Here is a 12803-nt window from a genome sequence, read left to right on the forward strand (position 1 = left end):
TTTTCAGGTGTCAAAATTAACTCTGCTTTTTCACGTGCGGCTTCACCAATAAAATCACACACCATTTCTATATTTTGGTATGTGTCACCTAAGGATGCGATTTGCAAACATGCTACCTTAAAAGATTTTTTAGTTTTATCTATATCATCAAAACTCATATTTTTTTATAATTATATATAAATTAAACGACACGGGCTAAAGTTAAAATATCAACATTGGCAGCACCAGCATTTAAAAGCGTTTTTGTGCATTCCAAAACTGTTGCACCTGTTGTGAAAACGTCATCTATAAGAAGAATATGTTTCCCTTGTATAGTGTGTTTATATTTAGAATTAAATGTAAAAGCATTTTTTACATTTTTTTGTCTCTGATAATTACTCATATTTCCTTGGGAGAGAGTTGATCTAGACCTAATGAGTAAATTAGGAATATATTTCAAAGAGGTTAAAGTAGCTAAATGTTTAGCTAGTAAGGCTGATTGATTATAGCGTCTTTGCCATAAACGAACCCAATAAAGCGGCACAGGTGTAATCATTGAAACATCTTTTAAACATTTTTCGCCTGCTTTAATTAACCAACGTGTATAAAGATCGCAAGCATGCGTTTGATCAGCATATTTAAATTTTAAAATAAATAATCTACTAAAGTCATCATAACGTAAAGCAGCTTTTGCTCGGCGATAGAGAGGTTTATTTTTTAAACAAGCAAGGCATAATTCCTGATCATTATCGTAATCAAAGGGATATCCACAACACGAACATTGCGGATCAGTTAAAAAACTAAGATTTGCAAAGCAATCAAAGCAAACTGCATTTCCAGAATTTATTCCTGGCGGGTGAAGAAACACATCACATCCCAAACATCGTATTGGTAAAACAAGATTAAGCGCGGAATGTAAAATATTTTTTAACATTTTATCATTAAGAGAGACCTAATGATAAATGTCCCCCATATATTGGACGTATGACACCTGTTGTTTTTGGAAAACTAATAGGTAATTTTTTTAAAAAACGAACAGCGCAATAAGCAAAAGCTTGGGCTTCTAAACTATCACCTTCCCAACCAAAAGCTTCTACTGGTTTAACTGTAACTTTTAATCGTTCCTGCAAATTTTGCATTAAAGTTTTATTATGTCTTCCCCCACCTGTCACTAGCCACAGTTGAACAGGTTCTGGAAAATATTGTACAGATTTTACAATCGATTCTACAGTAAAAGCTGTTAATGTGGCTGTTCCATCTAAAAAAGAAAGACCTTGCAAACACGAAACATCAAAACCATATCGATCCAAAGATTTTGGGGGTTTTAAAGAAAAATAATGATGATCCATTAAAATATCTAAAAGTTCCGGATGGATCTTTCCTTGACGCGCATAACTTCCATCATAATCGTAATAATTATCACTATGTTTGCTTACCCAATCATCTATCAATGCATTACCTGGACCTGTATCAAAGGCAATTAATTTTTCTGGATCATCGTGATTAATCCAAGTTACATTAGCAACCCCACCAATATTAACAACAGCTAATGGATGCTGCAAAGATCGCGTTAATGCATGATGGTAAATAGGTACTAAGGGTGCTCCTTGACCACCTTCAAGCACATCTTGGGTACGGAAATCATTAACAACTTTGATGCCTGTTAATTTTGCAAGAAGTTCACCATTACCAATTTGTTTTGTTATTTTATCATGAGGTTTATGAATTAAAGTCTGGCCATGAAATCCAATAACATCAATAGTTGAACTGTCTTTTTTAATGGTTGTTAAAAAAGATTGGACAGCTTGACTATGAAGATAAGTTAATTCTTCTTCTAAAGATTTAATTAAATCCACATTGGTATTATCTTGCATAGCTTTAAAAATTTTCTGACGAAAAATTTGGTCATAAGGATAGGTATGACCTTGATAAAAATGAACTTCTTTATCGCCATCGGTCTCAAGCAAAGCAATATCAATTCCATCCCCGCTTGTTCCACTCATTAATCCCAGAGCCGATAATAATTTGGTCATTTTATTTTCTCTATTTATTACTTTTGTTAATTGACAAATCCAGCTAATAATTAATTTATACTAAAATAATACGAATGGGAAGTTTTATGAATAATTTTAAATCTAGCTTTATTAACACGATTATGTCCCGTGGTTATTTTTACCAATGCACCAATCTTGAATCTTTAGATGAAATAGCATCAACTGATGTTATCATTGGATATAATGGGTGTGATGCAACCGCTGATAGTCTTCATGTAGGTCATATGATGCAAATCATGCTTTTAAGACGTTTGCAACAACACGGACACAAACCCATTATTGTTGTGGGAGGGGGAACAACAAAAATTGGCGACCCATCAGGTAAGGACGAAAGTCGCCAAATTTTGACAGAACAGCAAATTGATCAAAACATAAAAAAAATAACACCTATTTTTTCAAAATTCCTTTCTTTTGGAAATAAAACAAATGATGCTATCATTGTTAATAATGATGATTGGCTTAAACATTTAAATTACATAGAATTTCTTCGGGATTATGGAAAATATTTTTCTGTTAATCGAATGCTATCCTTTGATTCTGTCAAATTACGGTTAGATCGACAACAGCCTCTAAGCTTTCTTGAATTTAATTATATGATTCTTCAAGCCTATGATTTTTTAGAATTATTTCGTCGTTATAATTGCCGGTTACAAATGGGAGGCTCTGATCAATGGGGTAATATTGTAAGTGGTATCGATTTAGCAAAACGTTTGGAACATCAAGAATTATTTGGATTATGCACATCATTATTAACTACTGCATCCGGAACAAAAATGGGAAAAACTGCATCTGGAGCTGTATGGTTAGATTCTGAAAAACTTAACCCTTATGATTTTTGGCAATATTGGCGCAACACAGATGATGCAGATGTTGGAAAGTTTTTAAAACTTTTTACTGATATTCCTTTGGATGAAGTTTCAAGACTAGAAAAATTGCCAGGTGCCGAAATTAATCACGCTAAAATTATGCTTGCTAATGCTATTACAACATTGGTTCATGGAAAAGATGAAGCAGAAAAATCTGCAGAAACTGCACGCTTAACTTTTAGTGAAGGCAAAATTGGTGAAGCTTTACCCATTTTTGAAATGTCTCTCAGCAAATTGGATCATGGCATTCCTGCTTTTGAACTTTTTAAACAATCGGGACTTACAACAAGCAATGCCGAAGCCAGACGATTAATCCAGGGAGGAGGCGCAAAAGTTAATGATGAAAAAATAACAGATGAAATGTTTAAAATAACCAAAAATTTTATGAATGAGGATGGTATAATTAAACTATCAGCTGGACGAAAAAAACATGCATTAATTAAAGTATCGTAATCATAATAATCTTTTATATTAATTTTTCAAAGTTCAATACAGCAAGATTTATCAAAAAACAATGTGATAGATTTTTATTATATTTTAACTTTATTAAAAGGAAAACATATAATGAAAAATATCCAAGAACCAATTACTATTGTGGGACTTGAACTAAAAACATCCAATGCTATAGCTGCAGAAACTATTCCACTGCATTGGCAAAAATTTTATCAAGAAAATATTTTAGATAAAATTTCTAATAAAATTTCTTCTGATATTTATGCTGTATATACACATTTTAAAAACATCGGAAAATATGAAGAATGCGTTTATTCCCTTATTATTGGTGTGGCCGTTAAAACAATAGAAAGATTACCAGAATCATTAGTTTCATTTACTATTATGCCTGAAACAAGAAAAATATTTAATGTAAAAAACGGCCCACAAAGTGTTGGAGAAAAATGGTTTGAAATTTGGCAACAGCCCCTTCAAAGAACTTTTATTGCCGATTATGAACACTATCAATCTTCTGGTACTATTGATATTTTTATTGGTGTTAAATAAAAATTATTAAGAGATGAATCATAAATATAGGTTAATACGATGCGTAAAGCTTCCCATCTCAAAGATTATGAACAACGATTAAACCGTGTTATAACCTATATTTATGATCATTTAAATGAACCCTTAGATTTATTAAAATTGGCTGATATTGCATGTATGTCGCCATATCACTGGCATCGTCTTTATCACGCTCTTTACGGTGAAACCATTGCCGATACAGTAAAGCGTTTGCGTCTACAAAAAGCTGCCACATATTTATCTCATACAGAATTATCACCTGCAATCATTGCCAAGAAAAGCGGATATCCCAATCTTCAATCTTTTACAAGGTTATTTAAACAAGAATATGGGTTACCACCAGCACAATATCGTAAAAAAGGGAACCACCACCAATTCCAACTTTTATCAAAACAATCTTTATCTGAACAAAATTATCCGGTTATTATTCGACACGTATCAGATTTAAAAATAGTCGCACTTAATCATCAGGGATCTTATATAGACATAGGAAAAGCTTTTTATAAGTTATTTACCTGGCTTGGTGCACATGATTTAGTTACAACAAACCAACGTATGCTCGGAATTTATTTTGATGATCCTTCTATCACAGCTGAAAAAGATCTAAAATCTCAGGCCGCAATGGTTATAGAAAATCATTTTAATGTTAATCCACCTATTATTTCCTCTTATATTCATGGTGGGCTTTATGCTGTATTACGTTATATTGGGCCTTATGCTAGTATGCGTGCAGCTTATCAATGGTTATATGGTCAATGGCTTCCTCAATCAGCATTTGAAACGACGGATCAACCAATTTTTGAAGAATATATAAATAATCCCCGAGATGTATCAGCCACAGAACTAATTACAGATATTTACTTACCTTTAGCATCTTCTAAGTAAAAAATTATTTGTATAATCTAATGCGTATCTTTTAAAATATTATTTTCTTGTTTTGGACTAAAAGGTTGGATATCCGGTATTTTTTCAAGATTATCATCAAAATCATCATCCAAATTATCTGATTCTGGATTAAAAATATCTCGTAAAAATCCTGGCGTTAGAATAGAGAAATGATTAATATCGAATATAGGCTGGTTAATTGAACCATAAGCTTTATAGGTAGAAGAAAATATGCCTTCGCCTTCACCCCCATTTATAATAGGACCTATAATAGGAATATTGTTTAGAATACTATTCAATAGATACGCAGGTGCTATAGTACCTTCTAAGTCAATTTTATCATGAGCAAAATCAATTATTCCTCTACTTGTAATACCAAGAGACGGCCCATGTGCACGAAGTTCTGGTATATTTATTTTCCCATCATGAATAGAAAAGTCTGATGAAAAGTTTGTAAACCAAACCCCCTCTCCTGTTAATAAATCGAGAATTCCCGTCAAAGATGCCATTGTAAATAATCTGGCTAAAAATGATGCGTTTGTAAAACGAAAAGATCCCATTTTACTTTTTCCATAAAAAACTCTTTGAGGATCACGATCATCAATATATCCAGAAATTTTCATTTTTCCATCTTCTATATTTTCAAGAATACCTAGCTGTTTTAACAAATATCCCATATTATCACACACAAACCTTAATTCATGCCTTTGACGTAATGGATCACTAGTATAGACTAATTTAAGGTCATCATTATTATTAAAATCACCTTTAATATTAATTGTATTCCACGATGTCCCATTATAACTTAATTCAATTGTTGCTGGATCCAAAATCTTATTATCATGATTATATAATTTTAATGATCCAGTACTTTTTATATTAAAAGGTTTTTTATTATTTTCTTCATTTTTTTGTTTCAAAAAAGGGGCGATATCTAGTATTCCTTGATCTATCAAAATTGATAATGAAGGGTTAATAAAGTTAACTGTTACATTTTTTAAATCTGTTATCCCTAATTTAAAACGATTAAATTTTACTAAAGATTGATTAAAGGGTAAATTCATTTCCCCACTTATATCTGCTGTCGATGTTGTAAATATAAATTGAAGATTATTAGGTTGAGGCAACAAATTATTATATTTAAAATTTAAAATTGCATGATCGGATTTACTTTTTATCCAATCAAGAGTGGGCACATTAATCTCTGTTTGATCAAATATAAACGATCCATCAATTGCTTGAATTGTATTTTTATTGTTATCCAAATTTACATTAAAACTAATTGGACCTTTAACATAATCCTTTAAATCTAAACCCCAATTTTTTATATCATTTGTTGTAAGTTGACCCGAAAGTTTAATTGATCTTTGCTGGTCCAAATTTTTATTAAAATTTTCTGTCCAATCTATATTGGTTTGAATTGAATCTAATAACCCTTCACCTTTTATTTTCATAAAATTCGGATTAAGTATTAAATTGAAATTACCCTCTGCCAAATCACGATTATTAAAAATATTCTTTATATTAATATTATTTAAATTACCTTCTACCTTAAAATCAATATCGTTCATATCCAAATCTTTCTTTGCCAAAAAATTGACCAACAGATCCGCGTCTACAGTACCTTCAACCTTTGCAGGATCAAACCCCAGTTTATTTGCATATTCAAGTTTTGGGTGGTTAAGTAAAGATAAAATTTTATTCAAAGAACTGTTTGTAGCAATTTGGATTTTAATTGTTTGATCTTTTTGATCAAATGGCCCAATTGACAATCGGGCATGATCATTAATTTTAATATTTTCTGATCTTACACCGTTAAACTCTGCATTAAATTCATTTTGATTTAAAGTGGCCGTTACCACACCATCTTGTACGGGTGGCATATAATCAAGATAATGAAATACAAAATCGTTTATTACGAAAGAACTATTAAAATGATCTAATAAAAAATTTTGTGTAATTGAATTAAAAGTAATTGAAAATTCTGATTGATAATGGCGGATCATTGCTGTATCAATATTATGCTCAATCCATTGATGTACATTTCGTACAGCATTAGCAGGCCAATATTTTTTCAAATAATCTACGGATAAATCTTTGACATTTAACGTACCTGTAAAATTAATTTGTTCTAAATTATCTGCAAGTTCGATTATTCCTTGACTATTAAAGATAGTATTCAAAGATTGTATATCAAAATTTTCCAAAACAATCTTCTGTTGATTTTGGGAAAAAGCGGTGAAATCTGCCTGATCAATTTGAAATAGTTGATTATTCCATAATGGTGACGTAATAGAACCTTGCCCTATAATTCCTTTTGTATAAAAACTATAAAATTGTCCATCCAATCCTATATCAATTTCTAGGTCTGCTGAAATATTTATTTCTGATGATACAATTTTATGGTTTGATAAAAAATTATCAGTTATAAAAGCCAAAGGTATCTGATCAATTTTATTTTGTAGATGCATTTTCTGCAATTGTTTATTAAACGCAAAAATTCCTGTTATAGATCCTTTATACTTACCTTCTAAATTTAGATCATAATTTCCTTCAAAAGTTAAAGGATCAAAAGAAACATAATAATTAAATGAATCTAGATAAAAAATTGATTGCTCCGATTGATCAATAAAATTTATAGAACCACGTAATAATTCAAGATTAATATTTGAATTTAGTTCTTTGTTTGTAGATACGTTTATAAAATTTAACTTTTTAATTAAATATAAAATTTTATCAAAATAGATTTTTTGTGATAAAGATTTTCTATCATTAAAAGAATCGATAATTAATTTATCTTCTGCCGTTCTTTTTAAATTGATATTTAAATCAACTAAAGATACTTTTTTAATTATTAATTTATTGTGTAATAAAGAAAAAAAATTAATATCTAAAACCAGATCAGGCAAAGTTAAAGAAAAATCTTCGTTTTTATTCATAAGTATAATTTGATTAAACAATATACGTGGATAAAAAGTATTTTTTTTCCATGTTAAAGATATATTGTTAATAACAATGTCCAGGCCAGTCTGATTTTTTTCTAGTTTTTCTTCAATTAAAGGAATAAAAAAATTTAAATTAACTGATTTGTTATTTGACAAATTATATAGGCCAATAATTAATAAAGTGCTTAAAATTAACAAGCAAATAGAAATCCCTTTTGTCACATAACGCATTAATCTATAAGACACTTTAAAACCTTTATAATTTATTTTTCTGATTTAATCATTTATAATAATTTTAAGCAATATATCTTCTCACTAACATAACTAATATAACATACAATTTAATTTTATGTTAAACCCATCAATAAACTTTAATCATTTACCCTTGCCCTCTGATGATAGCCAAGCCAAATTAGGTATGGAAAAATGGCGAAATCTTGTTACTAGTCAATCAGATCATTTGAAACAATTTATTATAGATCTAACAAATAATTTACAGGGGCAAAAGATACTCCAGTCAATTTTTGGGAATAGTCCCTATTTAACATATTGCCTTTTAAACGAACCTGATACCTTCTATTCTCTTTGCACAGAAAAAAGTATAATCGTATATGATAAAATTCTTAAAGAATTAGAACAAATTTTATCTAATATTTCTGATATAAATTTATTCATGCATCATTTGCGTATTGCAAAACGACGTATTTCTTTGGTTATTGCATTGTCCGATTTAGCTCAATGGTGGTATTTCAAGGAGATTGTCAGAAAATTAAGCCATTTTGCTGACACCATTCTTAATTTAACATGTCATTATCTTTTGAATCAAGCACGGTTAAAAGGTGATCTAATATTTCATGATCATGACATTCTTAAAAAGTGTGGCTTTGTTATTCTTGGAATGGGTAAATTAGGTGGAAAAGAATTAAATTATTCCAGTGATATCGACCTTATTATGCTTTATGATCCGAATAAGATAATTTATAAAGGAAAACAAAGTTTACAAAATTTTTTTACAACATTTACACGGCAATTTATTCATATTTTACAATACCCAACTGTCGATGGGTATGTTTTTCGAGTTGATTTAAGATTACGCCCTGATCCTGTATCTACACCTTTATGTATCTCTATTCAAGCTGCAGAAAATTATTACGAAACTTTTGGACAAAATTGGGAAAGATTAGCATTGATCCGGGCAAGAACAATTGCCGGTGATTTTGAAATAGGTCAAAATTTTTTAAAAACAATTCAACCTTTTATTTGGCGTAAATATTTAGATTTTGCTGCTTTACAAGATATTCACAGAATGAAAGAACAAATTCATATTAATCATGGGCATAATAAAATCAAACTTGAAGGTCATAATATTAAAATTGGGGCAGGTGGTATACGTGAAATCGAATTTTTTATTCAAACACAACAATTAATTTGGGGGGGGCGTTATAAAGATTTACAAACCTCATCTTTAGAGGATGCTCTTGATCAACTTGTACATATAGGTTGCGTTGATAAAAAAACATCTGAGCTAATGAAAGAAGCTTATATTTATTTAAGAACATTAGAACATAGATTACAGATGATTGATGATCATCAAATTCATGAATTGCCATCCCAACCCGAAAAATTGAAACAATTATCTTGTTTTATAAAGGAGAAATCTATCAAAGATTTTGAAGCAAAAACTTATTACTATCTTAATAATGTTGCCAAAAATTATATTAAATTATTTAATCCCACATCAGAAACAAATTCAAACCATTCTTTAATTTTTACTGGAATAGATTATGATAGTGAAACAATTAAATTTTTGGAAAAGCTTGGTTTTACCAATCCTTTATCTGTTATTGATATTATTAGACGATGGTATACAGGCCAATATCGTTCTACCCAAAATGAAAAAGTCAAAAATCTTTTATATATACTTGTTCCAAAACTATTAAAAATTTTTGGGCAAAGTACTAACCCAGAATTAGCTTTAATTAGGTTTGATAAATTTATTTCTAGTTTACCCACTGGTATACAAATTTTTTCACTTCTTCATAATTATCCTAATATTTTTTCAACAATATCGGATATTATGATTTATACACCTTTTCTAGTTGAACTTTTAAATGAAAAACCCCAACTTGCAGAATTTATTATAACACCATTCTTTTATGATCCCCTCCCACCTTTACCAAAGTTAAAAAAAGAATTACATACACAAATTATTTTTGAGAATAATTATGAAGAAAATTTAAATATATGCAGACGTTGGCTTAAGGAAAAAAAATTTCAACTTGCTTTTAAATTTTTTAAAAAACAAATTGATATAGAAACTTTAACATATTATTTAAGTAATATAGCCAACATAATAATCCAAATAGTTTTTGATATTACCTACCAGGCCTTTACACATCAATATGGATCGTTACCAAATTATAAAATTGCTGTAATTGCTTTAGGTAAGTTAGGGGCAAACGGATTAAGTTTTTCATCAGATCTTGACCTTATCTTTCTTTACAATCCGGAGAAAGAAAATAATGAAATTATAGGAAAAAAAATATCATCACTTAATGATTATAGCGCACGGTTAACTCAGCGATTTATCCATGCCATTAGTTTAATCAGTAAAGAAGGTAAATTGTACGATATTGATATGCGGCTTAGACCATCGGGTAACGTTGGGCCTATTGCTTCATCGCTTAGTGCTTTTACACGCTACTATCAAGAACAGGCATGGACATGGGAATATATGGCGTTAACTAAAGCAAGAGTAATTTGTGATTTTAATAACTTTAAACCAACCGTTAATAAAACCATTCGAAATATTCTTTGTCAAAAAAGATCAAATTTAAAAATTCTCCGCGATGTTTTAGAAATGCGTGAACGATTATTTAAAAACCATCCTACCCAAAATATTTGGGAAATTAAATATGTTAAAGGCGGTATAATTGATATAGAGTTTATATGCCAATATCTCCAGCTTATTTACGGATTTAGATATCCAAGCATTTTACATTCACACACAATAGCTGCATTAAAAGCTTTAAACAAATACAAAATCTTATCCACTAATCATACAGAAATTTTATTAAATGCTTTTCAATTTTACCAAAAGATTTTAGTTACATTCGAAATTTTGGGATTAAATGGTCATGAAAAAGATTTTTCTTTAGTTAATCAAAAAACAATGTCCTATATGATTGGTAAAGAAAATTTTGACATATTAAAAATGTCGTTGCTTGATACATCAGAACAAGTACAATCATTATATCAAACCATTTTAAAACCTATTGAAATATAAAGGTAAATTATGACATTAAAACCAGGAATAGCAGCGCCAGATTTCACAGCCTATGCTGATGATGGTAAAAAAATATCCTTAAAACAATTTAAAGGTAAAAAAGTCATTTTATATTTTTATCCCAAAGATGATACCCCTGGTTGTACTAAAGAAGCGTGCGATTTTCGTGATAAGCAAAGCAATTTTGTTGATCATAAAACGGTTGTTATTGGTGTTTCAAAAGACAATCAGCAAAGCCACACAAAATTCAAAAACAAATATAATTTAAATTTTATTTTAATATCAGATGAAGAGGGTAAAATTTGTGAAGCCTATGGTACCTGGATTGAAAAAAGCATGTATGGTAAAAAATATATGGGCATTGACCGCGCCACTTTTTTAATCAATGAAAAAGGGGTAATTGATCATATATGGCGTAAAGTGAAAGTCCCAGGTCACATTGATGAAATTTTAAATATAATACAGCCTCAATAATTTAATTTTTTGTTTCATTTTTTATATAGCGTTTTAAATGATAAACTAAGAGTTGCCCCAAACGTTCATTTCCAGCTGGCCTTTGACCAATACGCTGAATAATATCAAGATCGGGGCGTCCATTTCCTTCTACAATAACGGGTTTATTCGAACATATAGCTATATCCCATCCTATGATTAAACGTACTCCAAAATGACTATGGGCCTGCTTAACAAGTTCACATGTTTCTTTCCAAAGTGGTAATTGTCTGCCTAAAATCTTTGCATGCGTTGTTGGATGAATTTCATGCCATCTTGAGTTACGATTAAGTCCTATATCACTTGCTAATCCCAATGTTCCGGTTTCGATATTAACTGCTGCTGCTATGCCTCCAGCATGAAAATTATCAACCGTATGGTTATTGCCAACAGCCATACGAAAAATTGCATGAGTAATTTCATAATTTCCATGTTCATCTTCTATTGATACAACCCGAATTGTTGATAAGGCACCATTAGCCAAATCTTCTAACTCTTGATGAACTTTTATCCTTGGTTGAACAAAAAAAGGTTTTATATGTGACAAAATACGAAATTGGTCAATAAGTTCAGCAGCTGGTAATACTTTGCTATTGTTAGAATATTTACCTTCACCAACATAATCCCATCTTTCTATACCGTATCCTCCCCGGCCTAAAGTTGGTTTAAAAAATAAATCACAAGAAGGTAATAATTCTACGGAAGAATTATTATTTAGATTTATATATTGACCTTGTAAAAAAGAAGCAAAAATTGGTATATGGGCAAGATTATTTCTATGGCAAATTTCATTAAATTTAATTTTATTTTTTAAATGAACCCTTGGTTTAGTTTGATAGATTCTTTTCAAATAACTATAAATTCCTCTCTTCGTTTCAAAACGATAAAGATAATCTTTCCATAATCTATATTTTCTATCTTCATAAAGCTCAAAAATATAATACCATCTAGGTAAGAAAGGATAGGTTAATGCCAACGGCACCTGATCTAAAAACTGGCGCGTTAAACTTTTCCCAACCCGTTTTTTTACAATCCAACCATTTCTATATATACTAAGACATATAATAATCAAACCGATAAAAGGAGCTAATATTTGTTTGATACATAAAACCAACCGCGCAAACCATCTTTTTCTTCGCCATAATTCACGAGATTGAAATCGATGAATAAAATAAGCCGATGATCCATTTTGTCTAAGAAAAAACCAATTCAAACTGAATGGGGCAGTAAATCTTTTCTTCATTATCTTAATAGTTTTTATAAGTCGTATTTTGTAGGT

9 protein-coding genes are annotated in these 12803 nt (G+C 30.1%); 5 read left to right on the plus strand and 4 right to left on the minus strand.

The features are described from left to right. Positions 1–181: 181 nt before the first annotated feature. Both K1X44_02075 and K1X44_02080 read right to left on the minus strand, forming a co-directional pair. On the minus strand, positions 182–913 hold the full coding sequence (locus K1X44_02075; protein ID MBX7146077.1) for a ComF family protein: 732 nt from the start codon (positions 911–913) through the stop codon (positions 182–184). Between the two features lie 7 nt (positions 914–920). After that, a complete protein-coding gene (locus tag K1X44_02080) occupies positions 921–2012 on the minus strand; it encodes an anhydro-N-acetylmuramic acid kinase (protein ID MBX7146078.1) in 1092 nt (363 codons plus the stop codon). 86 nt (positions 2013–2098) lie between these two features. Between K1X44_02080 and tyrS the strand changes: the two genes are divergently transcribed. From tyrS to K1X44_02095, 3 genes are all read left to right on the plus strand, one after another. Then, complete coding sequence (tyrS, locus tag K1X44_02085; GenBank protein MBX7146079.1) at positions 2099–3352, plus strand: tyrosine--tRNA ligase; 1254 nt, start codon at positions 2099–2101, stop codon at positions 3350–3352. A gap of 111 nt (positions 3353–3463) precedes the next feature. Continuing rightward, positions 3464–3898, plus strand: coding sequence for a GyrI-like domain-containing protein (locus tag K1X44_02090; GenBank protein ID MBX7146080.1), 435 nt, complete (start codon positions 3464–3466; stop codon positions 3896–3898). Positions 3899–3937: 39 nt separating this feature from the next. Then, positions 3938–4801, plus strand: a complete 864-nt coding sequence (locus K1X44_02095; protein MBX7146081.1) for an AraC family transcriptional regulator — start codon at positions 3938–3940, stop codon at positions 4799–4801. A 17-nt stretch (positions 4802–4818) separates the two neighbouring features. Here K1X44_02095 and K1X44_02100 read toward each other — a convergent pair whose 3' ends face one another. Continuing rightward, positions 4819–7992 (minus strand): AsmA-like C-terminal region-containing protein, encoded by a 3174-nt coding sequence (locus K1X44_02100; GenBank protein ID MBX7146082.1) that lies wholly within the window; start codon positions 7990–7992, stop codon positions 4819–4821. Positions 7993–8095: 103 nt separating this feature from the next. Here K1X44_02100 and K1X44_02105 point away from each other — a divergent pair, with 103 nt between their 5' ends. Continuing rightward, complete coding sequence (locus tag K1X44_02105) at positions 8096–11032, plus strand: bifunctional [glutamine synthetase] adenylyltransferase/[glutamine synthetase]-adenylyl-L-tyrosine phosphorylase (protein ID MBX7146083.1); 2937 nt, start codon at positions 8096–8098, stop codon at positions 11030–11032. Positions 11033–11041: 9 nt separating this feature from the next. Next, positions 11042–11506 (plus strand): thioredoxin-dependent thiol peroxidase, encoded by a 465-nt coding sequence (gene bcp / locus K1X44_02110; protein ID MBX7146084.1) that lies wholly within the window; start codon positions 11042–11044, stop codon positions 11504–11506. Position 11507: 1 nt separating this feature from the next. Here bcp and K1X44_02115 read toward each other — a convergent pair whose 3' ends face one another. Further along, positions 11508–12767 (minus strand): hypothetical protein, encoded by a 1260-nt coding sequence (locus K1X44_02115; protein MBX7146085.1) that lies wholly within the window; start codon positions 12765–12767, stop codon positions 11508–11510. Positions 12768–12803 lie beyond the last annotated feature (36 nt).

It is taken from the genome of Alphaproteobacteria bacterium, assembly GCA_019695395.1.
GTDB lineage: Bacteria > Pseudomonadota > Alphaproteobacteria > JAEUKQ01 > JAIBAD01 > JAIBAD01.

What these genes read in the sequence shown, in the direction of transcription:
- K1X44_02075 (MBX7146077.1), bottom strand. Translation starts at nt 913, where the DNA reads ATGTTAAAAAATATTTTACATTCCGCGCTTAATCTTGTTTTACCAATA.
- K1X44_02080 (MBX7146078.1), bottom strand. Translation starts at nt 2,012, where the DNA reads ATGACCAAATTATTATCGGCTCTGGGATTAATGAGTGGAACAAGCGGG.
- tyrS (MBX7146079.1), top strand. Translation starts at nt 2,099, where the DNA reads ATGAATAATTTTAAATCTAGCTTTATTAACACGATTATGTCCCGTGGT.
- K1X44_02090 (MBX7146080.1), top strand. Translation starts at nt 3,464, where the DNA reads ATGAAAAATATCCAAGAACCAATTACTATTGTGGGACTTGAACTAAAA.
- K1X44_02095 (MBX7146081.1), top strand. Translation starts at nt 3,938, where the DNA reads ATGCGTAAAGCTTCCCATCTCAAAGATTATGAACAACGATTAAACCGT.
- K1X44_02105 (MBX7146083.1), top strand. Translation starts at nt 8,096, where the DNA reads ATGTTAAACCCATCAATAAACTTTAATCATTTACCCTTGCCCTCTGAT.
- bcp (MBX7146084.1), top strand. Translation starts at nt 11,042, where the DNA reads ATGACATTAAAACCAGGAATAGCAGCGCCAGATTTCACAGCCTATGCT.
- K1X44_02115 (MBX7146085.1), bottom strand. Translation starts at nt 12,767, where the DNA reads ATGAAGAAAAGATTTACTGCCCCATTCAGTTTGAATTGGTTTTTTCTT.